This is a genomic window from Paenibacillus sp. 32O-W (genome assembly GCF_007679495.1).
In the GTDB taxonomy this organism is placed as follows: Bacteria; Bacillota; Bacilli; order Paenibacillales; family NBRC-103111; genus Paenibacillus_L; species Paenibacillus_L residui.
This window is the reverse complement of record NZ_VEGP01000057.1, coordinates 18,747-37,856: the sequence shown is the minus strand read 5'-3', so window position 1 is coordinate 37,856 and position 19,110 is coordinate 18,747. Positions and strand designations below refer to the sequence as shown.

At 52.0% G+C, this 19,110-nt stretch carries 11 protein-coding genes; 5 read left to right on the top strand and 6 right to left on the bottom strand.

Annotation, left to right across the window (positions count from 1 at the left end; all coding sequences use genetic code 11):
• Positions 1-960: 960 nt before the first annotated feature.
• Positions 961-5,646: a WIAG-tail domain gene (locus FS806_RS19255; protein WP_144939883.1), complete on the bottom strand. Its 4,686-nt coding sequence runs from the start codon at positions 5,644-5,646 to the stop codon at positions 961-963.
• A gap of 240 nt (positions 5,647-5,886) precedes the next feature.
• On the opposite strand from FS806_RS19255, the gene FS806_RS19250 reads away from it, so the two are divergent.
• Positions 5,887-7,014, top strand: a complete 1,128-nt coding sequence (locus FS806_RS19250; RefSeq protein WP_144939881.1) for a YheC/YheD family protein — start codon at positions 5,887-5,889, stop codon at positions 7,012-7,014.
• 34 nt (positions 7,015-7,048) lie between these two features.
• A complete protein-coding gene (locus FS806_RS19245) occupies positions 7,049-7,780 on the top strand; it encodes a Crp/Fnr family transcriptional regulator (RefSeq protein WP_144939879.1) in 732 nt (243 codons plus the stop codon).
• A gap of 163 nt (positions 7,781-7,943) precedes the next feature.
• Here FS806_RS19245 and FS806_RS19240 read toward each other — a convergent pair whose 3' ends face one another.
• Genes FS806_RS19240 through FS806_RS19230 form a run of 3 tightly spaced genes read right to left on the bottom strand, consistent with a single transcriptional unit; the run spans position 7,944 to position 10,307 of the window.
• On the bottom strand, positions 7,944-9,602 hold the full coding sequence (locus FS806_RS19240) for a b(o/a)3-type cytochrome-c oxidase subunit 1 (RefSeq protein WP_144939877.1): 1,659 nt from the start codon (positions 9,600-9,602) through the stop codon (positions 7,944-7,946).
• Between the two features lie 29 nt (positions 9,603-9,631).
• A complete protein-coding gene (locus tag FS806_RS19235; RefSeq protein ID WP_144939875.1) occupies positions 9,632-10,102 on the bottom strand; it encodes a cytochrome c oxidase subunit II in 471 nt (156 codons plus the stop codon).
• Positions 10,103-10,136: 34 nt separating this feature from the next.
• On the bottom strand, positions 10,137-10,307 hold the full coding sequence (locus FS806_RS19230; RefSeq protein ID WP_144939873.1) for a cytochrome c oxidase subunit 2A: 171 nt from the start codon (positions 10,305-10,307) through the stop codon (positions 10,137-10,139).
• Positions 10,308-10,631: 324 nt separating this feature from the next.
• Between FS806_RS19230 and FS806_RS19225 the strand changes: the two genes are divergently transcribed.
• Positions 10,632-12,353, top strand: coding sequence for a methyl-accepting chemotaxis protein (locus FS806_RS19225; RefSeq protein WP_186328438.1), 1,722 nt, complete (start codon positions 10,632-10,634; stop codon positions 12,351-12,353).
• A gap of 709 nt (positions 12,354-13,062) precedes the next feature.
• Here the strand turns inward: FS806_RS19225 and FS806_RS19220 are convergent.
• A complete protein-coding gene (locus tag FS806_RS19220; protein WP_186328437.1) occupies positions 13,063-14,025 on the bottom strand; it encodes an acetylxylan esterase in 963 nt (320 codons plus the stop codon).
• 172 nt (positions 14,026-14,197) lie between these two features.
• Between FS806_RS19220 and asd the strand changes: the two genes are divergently transcribed.
• Complete coding sequence (gene asd / locus FS806_RS19215) at positions 14,198-14,989, top strand: archaetidylserine decarboxylase (protein WP_144939868.1); 792 nt, start codon at positions 14,198-14,200, stop codon at positions 14,987-14,989.
• A 75-nt stretch (positions 14,990-15,064) separates the two neighbouring features.
• Positions 15,065-16,312, top strand: a complete 1,248-nt coding sequence (locus FS806_RS19210) for an MFS transporter (protein ID WP_144939867.1) — start codon at positions 15,065-15,067, stop codon at positions 16,310-16,312.
• A gap of 1,121 nt (positions 16,313-17,433) precedes the next feature.
• On the opposite strand, the gene pdxR is transcribed toward FS806_RS19210, so the two are convergent.
• On the bottom strand, positions 17,434-18,903 hold the full coding sequence (gene pdxR / locus FS806_RS19205; protein WP_144939866.1) for a MocR-like pyridoxine biosynthesis transcription factor PdxR: 1,470 nt from the start codon (positions 18,901-18,903) through the stop codon (positions 17,434-17,436).
• Positions 18,904-19,110: the final 207 nt, after the last annotated feature.

The following is a 19,110-nucleotide window of genomic DNA, read 5'->3' as shown; positions in this document are numbered from 1 at the left end:
ATTATCCCCTTCACTCAGTTACTCTTACCCAGCCTGTTGCTTCTTCTCTCCTTTTGACTGTTATCCCACTCACTCAGTAGCTTCATGTCGAGGCCTGTTGCTCTTTGCTCACCATTTGGACCATTATCCCCTTCACTCAGTTACTCTTACCCAGCCTGTTGCTTCTTCTCTCCTTTTGACTGTTATCCCACTCACTCAGTAGCTTCGTGCCAAGGCCTGTTGCTCTTTGCTCACCCTATGGACCGCTATCCCCTTCGCTCAGTTACTCTTGCTCGCCTGTTGCTTCTTCTCTCCTTTTGACTGTTATCCCGCTCACTTAGTAGCTTCGTGCCGAGGCCTGTTGCTCTTTGCTCACCCTTTGAACCGCTATCCCCTTCGCTCAGTTACTCTTGCCCAGCCTGTTTCTTCTTCTCGTCCTTTTGACTGTTATCCCTACTGCTCAGTTTCTTCTCACCGATGGCCCGCAAGGTTCCAAACATATTGATCAGCGCCCCACCATCTTAACACGCTACTCCCGGGGTGAGTTGCCCCTTACACGTGGGTGACCAGACACCATGCCCAGGATAGATACCGATTAAAAATTACAAGGACAGTGGCAAGGCTGAAGGAAAGCAAGTCATAATCTTTTCTGAGTCTAAGGGATAACAGTCAAAAGCATCAATTAAGAGATAAATGTAAATACCGGAAACAACTTTTTTTCATCTCAAGCAGCTTTCACGAAAAGTTTTATGGGGGTTTGGTAAAAGGGTTTGTTTTGTAATAGGGTTTGTTTTGTAAAAAGGTTTGTAGGTCTGTTCCATGGAACATTTTGCTCCCAAGAAGGCATAAGGGGAGCGTTAGAAACGCAAATTGAATTGGCTATAAATAAATGCAGGCCCACAAAATTCTGTCGCAGCATCTGGATAAACAAAAAAAACGACGCCCGGCCAAAGGTTTACCGGGCGTCTTCTCGTTCGTGTGTTATTGGTGGCCGAGGGCAATCCAGGTGATCATTCCATCGAAAGCCGGGCACAGTCTGGTCCGAACAACCTCTATGACAGCCGAGCCGGCCGCCTGCTCTTTCAATACGGCATAGCAGGCCGGATGGTTCGTCATCGCCACGATGGAATAACGATCATCGGAGTAAGCCTGGGGAAGCTTGACGGCGACCTCGACCGAATCTTCCTCCAGCCCGATTCGGAATGGCGCCGCTCCGAACTGCTGCAGGGGAGAGACTGTAGTCGCTTGGGCAGCCAATTCTGGCTGTGCCCCGTCGGACTTGGACGATTGCGAATTCGACGGTTCTCCCGGTCCTGATAGCGGTACATTCTCTGTTGCTTCCAATCCGGATACCAGCGCATCCTTAGTTTCTGCCAACTTCTCATCTTTAGCTTCTTCCATTCCGGGTACCGGTGCCTCCGCATTCACTTCCTCTTCGGAATCGGATGCGGGAACGGCGGATTCTGCCGCAAATTCAAGCCCTTCTTCCAAAGACTCAGCGCCTTGCGCTTCCTCCGTCGAGGAAGTCTCCTGCGGGCCTGCGGCAACTTCCGGTGTTTCCGCCGGAAGGACAGCAGCGGTAACGGTCCGCTGCAGGTTCTCCAGCAGCTCGGGAGCCAAGTGCTCCAGTTGAATGCTGCCCGGCTGGATGTGGATTCCGGCGACGCTTCGTTCAGCAAGCTTCGGGGCCGTCACCGAGCCATCCTTCAGATGCTCCTCCGTCACGGCCTCGGGCGCTATATGGCCGGAGTTTATCGCTTCGCTGACGATATGCTCGCTGCCAACCGATTCCGCCGCAAGTTTCGGCCCGGTTACCGCTCCATCCTCCAGATGCTCCTCCGTCACCGCTTCGGGTGCTATATGGCCGGAGCTTATCGCTTCGCTGACGATATGCTCGCTGCCAACCGATTCCGCCGCAAGTTTCGGCCCGGTTACGGCTCCATCCTCCAGATGCTCCTCCGTCACGGCCTCGGGTGCTATATGGTCGGAGCTTATCGCTTCGCTGACGATATGCTCGCTGCCAACCGATTCTACTGCAAGTTTCGGTCCGGTTACTGCTCCATCCTTCAGATGCTCCTCCGTCACCGCTTCGGGGGCTATATGATCGGAGCTTACCGCTTCGCTGACGATATGCTCACTGCCAACCGATTCTACTGCAAGCTTTGACCCGGTTACCGCTCCATTGACAATCTGCTCGGATTCTACACTCAAATTTCGAACGAGCGAAGCGTCCACTCCCGACTCCTCAAAATGATCCCATGTCAGTATCCCTTTCTTGATGTGGCGGGCATGAATCGCTTCCGTCTGAATGTGTCGGCCGAGAATCGATCCGATATGAATATGATAGCCGCGGATCGCATCCTGTTTAATATGCCGGCTTTCGACCGCTCCTTCCTCCAGCACCTCTGCGGTGACTGCTCCCAATGCCAGCTTATCGGAGGTGATCGTCTCCTTCTGCAGCAGCTCGGCGGTAATCGCTCCTTCCTGAATATGCCCGGTTTCGATCAATCCCGGCCGCAGATGGTCTGCCAGAATCGATTGCGGTTGAAGATGCTCGGAGGCGACCGCCCCGGGAGCCAGATGAGCTCCGGTAACTGCCTGTTCTTCCAAATGAAAACGGCCTATGCTCCCCGGTTGGAGTCGAGAGCCGTCTATACTCTCAGGAGCCAGATGCGCTCCGGTCAATCCTTCAGGCTGAATATGGCGGGCCACTACCGCTCCATCCTGAATATGCCCTTCGCCAATCGACTTCAGACGGATATGCCTGCTTTCGACCGTTTCTTCTTCAAGAATGGTTCTGTTCACTGCACCGGGAGCCAGCTTGTCGGAGGTGATCGATTCATTCTGCAGCATCGGCCCGCTTACCGCATTCTCCTGGATATGGGCTGGACCGACAATGCGGCCGGCCAAATGCTCTGTCGACACCGAATGATTTGCCAAGTGATAGCCATGTATAGCTCCCGAGATGATCTTCTCGGCGGTCACCGAACCGTTGGCCAGCTGTTCGGTATCGATCGTCAATGATTTCACCTTGCTGCCGTCTATCCCCTGGTCGGCGAAAATATTAGATGTAAAAGCCTCCTTCATTAAATGGCGGGGGGCTATCATCTCATCTCTAAGATGTTCTTCGCCGATGGCCTGCTCCTGCAGGTGAATTCCTCCGACAGATTGCTCTGCGAGCTTGTCGAAGGTCACGGCCCCGGGAGCCAGCTTGCTTCCCGTTACCGCCTCCTTGCCCAGAATATCCTCCGTCACGGAGCCTTCCTTGAGATGCGTCTCCTGGATAATCCGCTCTCCCAGATGTTCCGTATGAACCGCTTTATGGGCGATATGCCCGCTTAAGACAGACCCGGTCGCCAGCTTCTCCGACGTCACCGCCGCGCCGGCCAATTGCTCTGTATGGATGGAGCCCGGCTTCACCTTGCTCTCATCCACGCTGTGAGCAGCCAAATGGTCCATTTGGACCGCTCCTTTTTCCAAATGCCGGCCCTGAATGCTGCCCTGCTGTATATGACGTCCTTGAACCGTTTCGGTCTTAATGTGCTTGCCGGACACAATTTCGATATCCAGCTTGTCGGCAGTTACGCTCCCTGTAGCCAGCTTGCTTGTCGTTATGCTGCTGTCTCTCAGCGCATGGGTTGTCACCGAGTTTTCCTGAAGCTGTTCCGAACCGACTGACTGCGGATGGAGATGTGCAGTCGTTACCGACCTGTCGGCCAAATGCTCGCTCTTAACTGCTTGAGGCGCAAGCTTCCCGCTCGTCACCGCACCGTCGACCAGGTGTTGGGTCCCTATGGCCTGTTTTCTGATTTTGCTTCCGTTGACGGATTCCGGAGCCAGCTTATCCTCACTTACCGACTCGCTGTCCAGGTGATAGGTCCGGATGACATCCGCTGGCAAATGGTAGCCGCGAATGGCCTCGGACACAATATGAATGCTATCGACCGAATCTTCGCTAAGCTTTTCCTTCGTGACGGCTCCCGCAGCCAGCTTTATAGTGGTGATCGCTTCATCCATAATGGCCGAGGTCGAAACCGCCCGGTCCTGAATGTGCTGCGCGGAGACGGAATGGCGGTTCAGATGATGAGCCTCTACGGAAAGATGAGCCAGATTTTCCCGTGTGACGCAGCCGTCTGTCAAATGCTCACTAAGAATGGAATCAGGTGCCAGCTTCGTGGTTCCAACCGCTCCATCGGCCAGTTTCTCACCGCTTACCGCCCCATCCGTGATTTTCTCCCGTGAGACGCTTCCGTCGGCAAGCTTGGAGTGCGTCACCCCATGGTAGGCCAGATGCTCGGCAGTAATTTGCTCCCTTGCTATATGTCTGGATAAGACCGATTCAGAAGCAAGGATGTCGGAATCGACGGACTCCTTCGCAAATAGAGCGCTGGTCAAAGATTTCTCCTGCATATGTCTTGTTCCAATCGCCTGGGGAGCAATGTTCTGGGATTGTACCGCCTGGTCCGCCAGCTTGGCATGAGTTATGGAGCCATCCGCCAAGTGATTGTTGCCGATAGACCGGCCACGGATATGTCTTCCTTCCACCGATTCCTCTTGAAGATGTACCGCAGTTATGCTGTTAGGGCAGATTTTATCTGACACGACGGCCCCGTCGCGCAGTTTATCCGTAGTTACCGCCCCGTCGGCCAATTTGGCGGAATTGATAACCTGATTGCCCAAATTGCTGGAAAGGATGGCTCCGCTCTTGATCTTCTCGGTAGTAATGGCCTGATCCTGGATAAGCTCCGTCGAGATCGAGTTGGGATGAAGGTGCTTGGCTTGAATGGAGCCGTCCGCAATTTTGATCGAATCAATCGTCTTGTCCGCCAGCTTGGCGGATGTTATGCTGTTATCCTTTAACTTGTCCCCGGATATGGAATAATCCTTGAGCTTGGCTCCGGAAATAGACCGATCCATGAGGTGCTTCTCTTCCACCACCTGTTCGGCCAGCTTGATTCCGGTAACGGTCCCGTTGCCGAGCTTCTCGGTGGACACGGCAAAATCCTCCAGTGCCTCCGTCGTTACGCTTCCGGGCTTTAGCTTGCGGGAATCAATCGCATGAGGGGCGATTTTCTCCCCGGTAACCGCCGCATCCACCAGATCATCCGTATAGATGATGGGGGTATTCGGCATTTCCGTCTTTCTATCCAATACCGCCATCTTATCCGGACGATCCGTTGAAGAGCGTTTTTCTTGAGCTTCGTTAGAGGCCATCTTGGACTCCACCCTTCCCTCTTCTCCTCGGGCTTTACTTTCCGTATGGGCGGTATCAGAACTACTTTTATCCTCCTGAAAGCTTAAGTCCTCTTGGACGCCAGATACGGACTGCTGTTCCCTGTCTTTTGTAGAAGTATCCGTAATTTCCTCCCTGGGCTCGGAAGGGGAAATGACATGATGAGACTGCGGCGGCCTGGGTACAGGAACTTGACCGGCCCGTTCCTTCTTCTTCTCCAGTACCATCCTGTGAAGCTGCAATCCGTTCTTGACGGTTCCATCTTCATTTTCCCTAACTTGCCTGATTTCCGTTCTCCCCTTTTTATCCTTGGGGTTATCTTCCACCCGGTAAATATCGTCATCCAGCCAGTTCAACTCCGACAAATTAGCGTCTATGAACGTCCCGCGTTCCCGTACGCGTTTTCTGGAAGGTGATGCCTTTCGTTTTTTCATCGCTCGACTCCTCCCTTGCAAGTTACCTGGTCATTTGTAACATATGCGGAGCCTGACAGGGCGGTCACCTATAAATCTAATTTCAAAGGAAATTAGACGCCCACCCAACTGCCGCATGCAATAACTACTCAAGCGGAACGGCTTTCGGCTTAAATGAAATAACGCCTCCCGGCCATATGGATTTTCCGGTTACCGTCAAGTTTCATATAACATATGATGATTTCAGGAAGGAGGAGCGTCATGGGGCGGTTAGTCGGAATCTTGGTCAATGATCCGGTATACAGACGAATTCTGTACGGAGCCGGGGACGTCGCTCTGCTGAATCAGTATGAGGAGGCTGGCGCCAAATACGGGGTAAATCCTTGTTATTTACGTTTAAAAGACTTGAAGAGCGGAGGAAAGAAAGTGAAGGCGATCCTCCGGAAACAGGGAGCATACAGAAGAGTCACCGTGAAGACTCCGACTGTTGTGTATAACCGGGCGATATACCGGAAGCAGCCGTCCATCGATTTCCTGGCCCGCTGGTCTACCGCCGGAGGCCGGATCGTATTCAATGCCTGCAACCGATACAGCTTGCCGGACATTCGCCATTTACTATCACTCGATCCCTCCCTCCATCCTCATCTTCCGATTATTTATCCGTTCTCTCCCGAAGTTTTAAGAAGAATGCTTGAGCTTTATCCCTCCGTCGTATTGGAAAAGGGGAGCGCCTTAATCCATAGAGGGTATCGCGAGCTCGTGAAAAATGAGGAAGGAGAGTGGATATTTAGCGGAATGTTAAATCCGGGTGAGGACTCTCCGCAGAGCTTGCTCCATACGGAAGAGGAAACTCTGATTGAGCTGTACAACAAATATGTGATCAGACCCTCTGTCTCCATGGTGAGATGGGACGGAAGGCCGGCTCTCTTCTATGTCTGCGTACAGCGAAATGAAACCGGGAAATGGCAGCTGACAGGTTTGGTGGAAAAACCGGAAGAGATCCATACCGATTCCGAAGAGTGGAAGCCGGAGGAGAATGTGGAGAAGGAACCGTTCGTGAAGCATCTGGAATCCAAGCTGTCCGCCAACGGAATTACGTTGCTGGAGGAAATAGAGAGGGTAGCCGTTGCCATCGGCGAGCAGCTTAGCCAGTATCTGCCTTCGTTGGCCGACATCGGAATGGAGATCGGACTGAAGGAGCCCGATATTCCCGTCTTTCTAAGATGGCTTCCCGATGTCGGCCATGTTTTCCGGAAGACCGGGAGAATCGAGCTGTGGGCCGCGTCCTGCCATCACCCGATCGGTTACGCCAGTTATTTGCTGGATTATTTGGAAAAGCGGGAGGACACAGATATTCCTCATACAGTTTCAAGCATAAATCGTTTATAATAGAAGGACAGTGCTTCTCAAGGAGGAATTTCTCATGTCCCCATCAAATCTATGCGAGCCGAAGAAGAATGAGCTTCATTATCAGATTGGCCACTTTCTGGCGGAAGATCATTTCCAACAGCTAAGCAGGCTGATGAACGATCATTCCGTGGCCAAAGGCTCTCACTTGTTCTGGGAGGGGGAACCTGCAGAGCACCTCTTTTTTGTTAAAAAAGGGAAGATCAGGATTACCAAATCTACAGATGACGGCAAAGATCTCATTCTATTCTATTTACAAGAGGGAGACTTCTTCGGGGAATTCGCGAGCTATGACCCCGTCCAATATTCTTACGATGCCGTCGCGGTACAAAATTCGGAGATAGGCGTCATTCAGCAGAAGGAGCTGGAGCAATTGATCTCGGAGAGCGGAGAATTTGCCCTGCAGTTCATCAAATGGATGAGTCTCATGCAGCGAACGACCGAATCCAAATTCCGCGATCTGATCCTGTACGGCAAAAAGGGCGCCCTAGCCTCGACCTTAATCCGCCTTACCAATTCTTACGGCGAGCCTGTGGAAGATGGGATATACATTCGGCTCAAGCTGTCTAACAGCGATTTGGCCAATATGATCGGAACGAGCCGGGAGAGTGTCAACCGGATGCTTGCAGCTTTCAAAGAAGAAGGCATCATCGGCTACGAGAAGGGACACATCGTCGTGCGCGAGCTGTCGAGCCTCAAGCGGGTCGTCCGCTGCCCGGACTGCCCCGCGGAAATCTGCCGCATCTAGGCGCGGAATTCCCCACAAAGTGACGCATAGCCTTCGAAGCTTATTCCGGGTACTTTGCGGGGAGCCCCGGAACTTATGAAATTATAAACTAAAGAACCTCGGAAACCACCATTAGGGCGGAATCCGAGGTTCTTCAGTTTCCGAAGGTTAGAAAACCTGCGTCTTACCAGGTGACAAAAGGCTTCGAACCCGGAACGGGGTTATTGACCATATCCATCATCGGTACGGAGTAAGCGACCAGAATGAGGATAACGACAAGCGATATCCATACTCCCCAGCGCTCGAACAAACGCGGGGTTTGCTCCGCCGTTTCCGCAACTTCGGCCAAGGGATATTCGGTATATCCTTTGGGTGCTCTCAGCAGGGCGACAACGTTGTAGACCATCAGCACAACACCGATGAACAGGATGGTTCCGCCGACCGCCATCGCCACATGGTACGGCATCCAGAAGACGGCATCCGGATGATCCTGGTAAGTCGTGAATGCCGTACGACGCGGGGAGCCGAACAATCCGGCAGTATGCATCGAGCCGGACATGAAGAACATTCCTACGGCCCAGATGATCGTCTGCGCAATCCCCAGTTTATGCATACGAGCGGTAAGTGTCCTCCCCGTGATGGAAGGGATCAGCCAGTACGTAATGCCGAAGAAGGTAAGCGCTACTGTCGTTGCGACCGTCAGGTGGAAATGGCCGGTAACCCACAGCGTATTATGCACTACGGCATTCACCTGGTTGCTGGCATTGATAATTCCTCCGGCGCCGGCCGGGATGAATATGAGCATGCCCATGAACGGGGCGAAGAAACGTACATCCTTCCACGGAAGCATTTTGAACCAGCCGAACAGGCCCTGGGCTCCCTTCTCCCTGCCGGTTCGTTCGAATGTCGCAAACAACGAGAAGGCGGTCATGAGAGACGGGATGACAACCATCATCGTAAGCACGACCTGCAAATATTTCCAGAAGTCCGAGATGCCCGGCTCCATCAGTTGATGGTGAAAGCCGACCGGAATCGAAAACAATAGAAACAGCAGGAACGAAAGGCGTGCCAGCGCATCGCTGAACATTTTGCCGCCGATGACCTTGGGAATGACCACGTACCAGCAAATATAAGCCGGCAGCAGCCAAAAGTAGACGAGCGGGTGACCGAAGAACCAGAACAAGGTGCGGCTCAGCATGACATTAACCCGCTCCACCCAGCCGAAGGACCAGGGAATGAGCTGGAGAATGATCTCCAGGGCGACACCAACCGTAGCCACCATCCACATAATCATCGTCACAACGGCCATGAACGCAAACAGGGGCGATAATTTGCCGCGATTCGTCTTCTTCCATTGCCGATAATTATGAAACATGGCAATCCCGCTCATCCAGCTTCCGGCCACGACAAGCACCAGAGCAATATAGAACCACGGGGAAGCCTGCATAGGCGCATAGAAGGTATACAAAACGGTCGCCTTATTCAGCAGGATAAAAATCGTTCCGATTACGGTGCCGGCCGTCATCAGCACATATCCGATCCAGCCCAGCTTCCGCGATAACGGGAGCAGCCGGCCTCCGGTCGTCTTCGCTACTCCCGACAGCATAAATCCAATAATGAAGTAAGTGGTAAAAATAAGAGCCATCAGCACACCATGCGCTGTTAGCAATTGATAATAACCGATTCCCGATGGCAGGGTAATTAGCCCTCCTCTGACCAGACCTTGCAGCACTCCGGCAATCCCCCCGAGCAGCAGCGCCACAAATGCCAGAAGCACATGTGCCAGAACCAGAGTGGCATCCCGCCGGTCTATCGGCAATGCTTGTTTAGTATTCGTCTCCATAGATTCCAACCTCCCCGATTGACCGTCCGTTATCGTACAATGATCGTCGTCATCATCATTTCGTGCGCCGCACCGCAATACTCATTGCAGAGAATTAAATATTCCCCGGGCTCATTAAAAGTATGGCTGATCGTATTGACTTCCCCGGGCACAGCCATCATGTTCACGTTAGTTCCCGGAATGGCAAAGCCATGGACCACATCCGTACTGGTAACGACAAAATGAACCTTGGCGCCAACCGGCACCTCCATTTGCTCGGGACTGTAGCCGAAAGCAAAGGCCAGCATGACGGCTTCATATTCGTTCTCGCCAATCTGCCGTAAGCCCGGATTGTTGAAAGGTTCTTTCTCCGTCACCGTTTCGGGGTCTATCGAATGGTGATGCCCTCCCGGCGGCGCCACGCCCATTGCGAAAGTGCCGACTCCAAGCACAGCCAAAAAGATGACCAGCATGGATATTCCAATGATTAACCAAATCTTTTCCAGCCGATGAATATGCATAAGAGCCTCTCCTTTATGTTGCGGTTTCTCTTAACTAACTGCGAACGATGTATAGAAGAAATACGCCCAACCAGGTCAAGGCGATAAATCCTCCGAGCATCAAAACCGCAGCGAATGTTCCTTTTAACGTTTCTTTCTCTTCGTTAACCGGAGATGGTGGAGTTTTGGCCTTGCTGTCTTTTTGGGTAGCTATCGGTTGCTGCATCTTAGGTTCCCCCTTCCTGCCGCGCGCCCTTAAAGCGGCGCTGTTTAAGCTTATTGTAGGAGTCAGGTCCCGGCCTTCACTATGACAAAAGTCACAGTTCACAGGATCGCAATGGAATCTACTTAATTTCGCCACTTTTACAAACGCATTGAAAATTCAGGCGACGAGCCGTATCGGCCAGAAGATCATACAGGTTTAAATAGTGGAGAGCTCTCGCATCATCGGGCTCTTATTCTTTTAAAAATACATGTTGAATTTTGTCGAAACAATGCCGATAAAGTTTCTATGGGTAAATTTTCTACGTAGAGGTGACAAATGAAGCCAATGAAACAAAAATTGAAATCCGCATTAAGAATTACGGTAGGGAAAAAAATAATGGGAGGTTTTCTGCTTCTCCTGGCCTTGACAACCGTATCATCCCTCATGAACTTGTCCGGAATGCGGAGCATTAATAACAAGATGGAAACGGTCTTGACGGACTGGATGCCGGGAATGGCGACGATTCATAAAACCGAAGCCGCTCTGAATGATTTTCGCGCCAAAACATTGCTCCTGCTGCTCTCTTCCGGAGAAGAAGAGGAAAGGCTCATGGAGGAAAGAAAGCAGCAAATCGATACTATCCAGGAACTGCTCTTGACTTATGAGAAAACCATTAAATTGGAGGAAGAAAGAGATCTGTTTGACGATTTCAACATTGGCTGGTCGAAGTTTCTGGCCTGGAATGAACAGATGATCGATCTCAGCAGAGCAGATAAAGAGAGAGCGATCCAGAGCCTCCAGAATGGAACGGCTATCTTGCTCGAAGCTCAGGAGAAATTGCTGCCGCTTACCGAGCTGAATTGGAAGATGGCAAATGAAACCAGCGAAGAAACCCGGAAGCAATACGGCTTTAGCACAAGATTGGGTTGGATAGCGATTGCTGCTGGTCTATTGATAGGGTTGATCGTTGCAGGCTCCCTTGCCAAAATGATCTCCTCCCCGCTCGCCCGCGTGACCCGAACCATGAATGATATCACATCCGGCAATCTGGCGGTTGAGCCCATCGTCATCCGCAACCGCGACGAGGCCGGCGAAATGGCGGCAGCGGTCAATCGGATGGTCGAGCAATTAAGATCGGTCATCCGCCAGGCCAGCGATTCGTCCGCGCAATTAGCGGCAGCGTCCCAGGAGCTGGCAGCCAGCTCCGAACAGACCGCCGAATCCGCCCATTCGGTCTCTCAGAGCGTACAGCAGATGGCCGAAGGCGCGGAGAATACGATGGTGCGCTCGGAAGAGATGGCTCGGGCGATGGAGGAAATGGCCGTCGGCATTCAGAAGGTGGCCGAATCCGCCGGAATCATCGCGGACAACTCCCAGAATGCCGAACACCAGGCGGAGCAAGGATCCCAGCTCGCCCAACAAGCGGTCAACCAGATGGCTACAATCGGTATGTCCGTCAGGCAGCTGGCGGAAGCGATCGACCGGCTGCATCAGCGCTCGGAGCAAATTGGACAGATTGTCTATGAAATTTCCTCCATCGCTGGCCGGACGAACATTCTCTCGTTAAACGCGGGAATTGAGGCAGCCCGTGCTGGTGAAGAAGGCCGCGGTTTCGGGGTAGTGGCTAAAGAAATCCGCAATTTGGCCGCTCAGTCGGAGCAATCTGCACAGAGGGTCAGCCAATTGGTTGAGGAGATTCAGGGGGATACTATGAAGGCCGTGCAGTCCATGGAGCAGGGCTCACGCGATGTGGAGCAGGGAACGTTGGTCGTCAACGAGGCAGGACAAGCCTTCGAGGCCATTCTTGAGGCGATCAGGCAGATGGTCCGGCAAATCGATGAGACCTCCGCCGTTACGGAACAGATGTCCGCCGGCTCGCAAGAGGTGCTGGCATCCGTCGAGCAATCGGCTTCCATAGCCCGGGAAGCGCTGAGCAACGCGCAGACGGTCGCTGCAACGACAGAGGAGCAATTGGCGGCGGTACAGGAAATTTCCGCCTCGGCGAACGATCTCACCCGTGTGGCAGAGAATTTGCAGGAAGCGATAGCCAGGTTCAGATTGTCATAAGCAAATACAGGACAACTAAAGGGGTGTCCCAAAAGCGTTCGCATAAAACGAAACATCCAAAAAACGAAGCAAAAAGGACCTCAAATCCCACTGGTGTGGGAACGGGGTCCTTTTTTTAGTTGCCAAATTAACTCTAGGTGGGGCTTGAAAAATTATAGATCGACTTATGAGACAACCTCTTTAATTTCGCTATTCCGTCCACGGGTCGATATGCCTGAACGGAACGGTTATCCACAAATATAGATGACCGGCTAACCCAGCTTGGAGCTGTATGTATCCGTTAATGTATAACGAGGCACATGAGACGTGTTATTGTCCCTGCATTCACGGCATTGACCTAGAGGGACGCCCCTCCGATAGAAGCCCGTACGAAAAATTGACCCGGCGTTTTCCTCCGAGATCAAATGATTACATTCCACACAATAAAATTTAGCGAGTGCCATACCTGCTCTCCCCTTCCATTGAAATAATGAAGCATTGAACAGTCCAGGATAAAATGATGACGGCTTGCAACAATAGTATAGCTTATGCGTGGCACATTGTATGTCATTTGATGGGAAGTTTTTACACCTGTCAGCTTCTAATTTTGTCGAATCGGCTTTGCCTTCTGTCAAACGGCCCTAATGGACGGCCCATTTCCCCTCATCCGGGCATTGTATGATATGCCGGCTTATCCCTCTGCTAACGGAGAGCCTGTCAAAGTTCTTGACTACAGATGCTTTTCCACAAAACGCATCATAGCCAGTTCATGAAACGGAAGCCCCTCATGACCGAAGTCCGGATAAATCTTCGCTTCCTTCTCCCCGGGAAGATGATTGAAGGCGGCGAAGCAAGTCGAAGGCGGACAGGTGGTGTCCTGAAGCGTAATGGCCATCATCGTCTTGGCTTCCACCCTTGCGGCATGATTCATTCCGTCGAAGTAGCTGAGCGTTCTGTATACCTGCGCTTCCTGTTCGTGCTCCGGGTCGTAGATGCGGAACCAGTTTCTGATCTCGGCATACGGTCCGGTCGTATAGATTTCCAGCGCACGGCGGAAGTCACACAGATACGGGAAAATCGGCAGGGCCAGCTTCGGCCGGTCATCCAGGCCCGCTGCCGCCAGTGTCAGGCCCCCGCCCTGGCTGTTGCCTGAGACGATAATGCGGGAGGTGTCGATCTCCTCACGTTCACATACGAAATCGATTGCCCGAACGCAGTCCATATAAACTTGTTTGTAGTAATAGCGCGAAGGATCAAGAATCCCCAAGGTCATCCATCCCGGGGCGCTGCCGGTTGGATATTGGGCGTAATCGGGTGACAGCCCGCCCTGCCCTCTCACATCGATGGCAAAGACGGCGATCCCCATACATACCCAGTGCATATAATCCTGGGGTCTGCCCGCCCTGCCGGTGTACCCGTGGTATTTAACGATGACCGGCATCGGGCGCTTAGTCATGGATTCGTTGGGAACGAGATAGATTCCATGAATAGGCGTTCCATCCATTCCGTTGTAAGTGACATCGTATACCGATACATTCTTGGCCGGATAATCGACCGGAACCACTTTAGCCTGCAGAGGAACAGCCGACGATTCGCGTTTAGCCTCCCCCCAGAAGGCGTCAAAATCCGGCTCCGCCGTCAGTGCCGGCTTATATTTCTCCAGCTCGGACAAGGGCATGTCTACTAAAGGCATTTCCATACATCCTCTCTCACTATTTTCATATATTAAACTATCCTCTTGAATGTACTACAGAATCGCACTTAACGTAAATATGTATGGATTAGGTTATTGATTTGTCGTTCCTTCTATGTCAAGATAGTCCTCATAGATTATTAATTCATGGGAAAACAGGTGAATACACTATATGGCAAAACGATTTTTTCGTTTACTTACCGAACTTTCTTCGCGAAAATCGGTTTCCCGATTGACCGGAGCCTTTGCCAAATCGAAAATAAGCCGCTCTCTAATTCCATGGTTCGCCAAATCATATGGAATTCGAATAGAAGATGCCGAGAAGCCTGTGGCTGAATATAAATCGTTGAACGATTTCTTTACCCGCCGACTGAAATCCGGATTGCGACCGATTGATACGACCGCCGAGGCTTTAATCAGTCCGGTTGACGCCGCCATCACGGGGATGGGGACGATAGCGTCCGGACAGATTGTTAACGTGAAGGGGCAGGATTACACGCTGGAAGAATTGCTGAATAAATCCCCGAGACAGCTTAACTACAAAGACGGCTTCTATTATGTGCTATACCTTAGCCCTACCGATTATCACCGGATTCATTCTCCGGTGTCGGGAACGGTGATCGAGAAGGAGCATATTCCGGGCAAGGTATACCCGGTGAACGAGTTCGGCCTTCGCTACATGAGAAGGGTGCTCAGCCGGAATGAACGGCTCGTTACTTACCTCAAGCATCCCTTCGGAGAGCTTGCGGTCGTCAAGGTCGGAGCCCTGAATGTCAGCAGCATTCAGTATGTCGAGCCTTTGCCGAATGAGCTCGCGGCGGGAGATGAGCTGGCCTATTTCGAGTTCGGCTCCACCGTCGTCCTCCTCATGGAGAACGGCACCTTCGATCCGAGAGACGGCCTGGCCATCGGCAGCAAGGTCAAGATGGGGGAACGGCTCGGAACCTTTCATAGCAAGAAGTGATGACTGACGGTTCGATTTATTGATTTTTCGCTAAGAACATAAGATTTTTCATTCATGGGAAGAAGGTTACAACATATGCAAACCGCTGTAGCGGCCGGCATAGCCCGGCCGGATCCAAAGCCGACTTTGTATCGGATACTTTTTCTCGTTAGTCTGGTCCATCTGTTTAACGATTCGATCCAGGCGGTGTTCCCCGCCATTTATCCCATCTTGAAGGACTCGATGGGGCTTTCGTACACGAAAATCGGTCTGCTTACCTTTTCGCTCAATTTCACGGCCTCCATCATGCAGCCCATAGTGGGCGCCTATACCGATTCCAAGCCCTCGCCATTCCTCCTGCCGTTGGGAATGGTCTTTACTTTTGCCGGGATGCTTACGCTCGCATTTGCCGGCAACTATACCATGATGCTGCTTTCGGTGCTTCTCGTTGGCCTTGGTTCGGCTGTCTTCCACCCGGAAGGCTCCCGCGTTTCTTACATGGCCGCCGGATCGAGAAGAGGGCTGGCGCAATCGATTTATCAGGTAGGCGGCAACGCCGGCCAAGCGTTGGCTCCGCTGATGGCTATTTTTATTTTTTACCGCCTCGGTTTGTCCGGAGCGGCCTGGTTTACGGTCGTTGCGGCAGCGGCGATCGGAGTGCAGATGTACATTGCCAGATGGTACCGCGGTTATTTGGCGGCCCATCCTCCGAAGCCGAAGACTCGCGGCAGCCGGGCGTCCGGATTGCAGGCCGAGCGGAAGAAGCAGATCACCGTTGCCCTGTATCTGCTCGTTTTTCTCGTCTTTGCCCGGTCCTGGTACCATGCGGCGATCTCTAATTATTACTCGTTCTATGCGATAGAAAATTTCGGGATCAGCAAGGAAACCGCGCAATATTTCATCTTTGCCTTTCTGGCCGCCGGCGCGCTGGGGACTCTGTTGGGAGGCCCCCTGGCGGACAGATTCGGCAGGAGGAACATCCTGGCCTTCTCTATGCTCGGCTCGGCTCCGTTCGCCATTTTGCTGCCGTTTGTCGGTCAGGTATGGGCGTTCGTCCTGCTTCTGCTGATCGGATTTATCGTCCTTTCCAGCTTCTCGGTATCCGTCGTGTACGCCCAGGAGCTTATGCCCGGCAAGATCGGCACCGTCTCCGGTCTCATTGTCGGCCTGGCCTTCGGGATGGGGGCGCTGGGAGCCGTCGCTCTCGGGAAATTGATCGACCTTACGTCGATTTCCTTCACAATGATTGCCTGCGGCTTCCTGCCGATAATAGGGATATTGACGATGCTGCTTCCTTCGGACCGCAAAATCAGGGAATGGAATGCGGAAATGGGAGAGGAATAAAATAACCCCACAAACATACATGACCTGTCGGTCGCCATCGACGTATAGCCTCCGAAGCATATTCCGAGTACTTTGCGGGGAGCCTCTGTAAACCCCCCACAAAGTGACGTATAGCCTCTGAAGCATATTCCGAGTACTTTGCGGGGAGCCCCTAACTTATAAATTAATAAACCTCCGGCGCCTCTGTAGAGAGGCCCGGAGGTTTTCTCGTTCAGAGACGCCCCATTGTATAGATGAATTCACATTTGATTGGCTTCAGACCTGTCTATTGGGCGTTATTTCTCATCACTCCACTTTCGCAGCTTGAAACTCGTTAAATATCCTTGTCGTGTGCCGTAATCGCAGAATCGCGCGTCTAACTGGATTTCATACAGCTAGTTTGTTCCTCTGAAGCGAAAGGCGGTAACTAAAAAAAACGAGGCTGTCGATTAATGGTGTACGATTTATGATCATGGAAACCTTGTACGGTTTGGTTTTAACGGAACCAGACGACCTTAATCGCTCCAAAAGGGCCTTTCGGTCATTTTAACGGAACTAGATGACCTTATTCCCAAGAAATGCAGGCGAAAGTAGGATAATTTTATGAAATAAGCGCGTCTGGTTCCGTTAGTCCAAGGATAAACGGCTATCGCCGTCCTTAGGACGGGCGCGTTTACCGATGAAATATAAGAACAAGTATAAGTCGAAACTTATACTTTCTTATATTTTACAAAAACCGCCTATTTTGACGAAATAAGGTATCCCAGTTCCGTCACATTTTCGCTTTTATCCATTACTATATTAGTTTCATTGATGCTAGACAATTTTGCTTTTACTATTACAATCATCCAGTTGAACACCTTTTCCACATTAAATCGACAGCCTCAAAACCGCAGCTATATTAGTTTGTGCAAAAAAGGCGATTTCAGTATAAAACTCGATTTTAACTGCTATTTTTTCCATTTACTTTAATCACTTTTCACCATTCGCTTGAATTTACCTGCATAAATTACAGCTAATTCGTCCGATTTGCGAGCGACAGGGAGCCCCGCCATCCCTAGACATAACAACTGTGCCGCCCAATTTGTGGCAAGGAATGGCTGCTATTTTCAAATGCACGCTCGGTTGGCTCGGTTGAGCTGTTATATCCGCTGCCACGCCCGGACCATCCGTTCGATGCCCTCTTCTATTTCAGACAAGCTCAGATGGGAGAAGCCGAAACAGGCAGAGCATCCAGCTTTTCCGACAAAGTAGGAAGAGGTCTCGGACCACTGCACCCCTTCCTCGCGGCAGGCTGCGGCGTATTCCGCAAATTGTTCGGGCGAGCGTCTCCACCATGCGAACAAATGCAGTCCGGCTTCCGATTCCACAGGCTCGAATAAGTGGGACAGCCGTCCCTTCAGTCTATCCAGCAGTGCCGAGTATTTACGGCTGTACACTCTTCGCATCCGCCTGAGATGCCGCTCATATTGACCGCTGTTCATCATGACAGCCAGTGCCGCTTGGTCCAGCACTGCCGTTGGATGAGGCTCGAACAGCTGCTTCGCTTTAACAAAAACCTCACGAAGGCTGCGGGGAAGCACGGCATAACCGATGCGAAGCCGGGGCAGCATCGTTTTGGAAAATGTTCCGATGAACACCACCCGGTCCTCCCGATCCAGCACCTTCAGCGGCTCCAGCGGCTTGCCGCGATGACGGAATTCGCTGTCATAATCATCCTCTATTACGATTCCTCCCTTCCTGGAGGCCCATTCCAGCAGCTTCAGCCTCCGTTCCATCGTCAATACATGTCCCGTCGGAAACTGTCTCCCGGGGGTCACCAGCGCCAATCGCGCCTCCCAATCTTCGGGCACGATTCCCTCCTCGTCCACCGACGCTGCCAGAATCTTTCCTCCGGCGGCCAGCACCGCATGGCGAAAACCGCCATATCCCGGATTTTCCATAACGACAGGGTCTCCCGGGGCCACAAGCAGCATGACGAGCAAGCCGATCGCCTGCATCGATCCGTTTACGATGACAATATCATCCGGCTCTGCCCGTATTCCCCTTGTCCGGCCTATGTGATGGGCGATCGCCCGGCGCAGCGGAGCATGTCCGGCAGTTTCGTATGCATCTTCCAGCCAGCTTTCCCTCTGCATTCTGACCTGGGCATACAAATATTTATTCCATATCGAATTCGGAAAGACAGTCAAATCAGGCTCTCCGATATGAAAGCTGATCCGGTCCGGGACCCCCTTATGCCCTGCAGCAAAGGAACGCATCGGCAGCTCGGCCATTCGTTTCCCCCACGGGGAAAACCGCAGCGGGACCGCGGGCCGGTCCGCCTGCCCGGATGGGGCGGCTTTCCGGGTAACGAACGTCCCTTTCCCGGTCTGTGAGGCAATATACCCTTCAGCTGCAAGCATTTCATAAGCGACATTGACCGTTCCCCGCGATACCGCATACAGCTTCGCCAGTTCTCTTGTCGAAGGGAGCCGGGTCCCATAAGGCAGCCTCCCGTCTGTAATCGCATCTTTAATCGCCTGAAACAGCGCTTCATATTTGGCCGGATAGCGCTTGGTATATTCCAAATAGTGAACCTGGAAATCCACTTCATTCACCTCCGTCTGCATAAGGCCTCCGGCAATCTATTCTCCATCGTCAATGGTCTATTAAAAATAGAGTAAAATGGATCTTTTTTCATGTCAATAAAACGATTAGGATTGTTAGCAAGTGGACAGCAGAAGGATCCAGGAGTTTTTTTAAAAAGTGGGCTTGAAGAATCCGGCCTTACTGGTTCCGATCATAGGCTTCCCGGACGGAAGCAAATCATTTAGTAC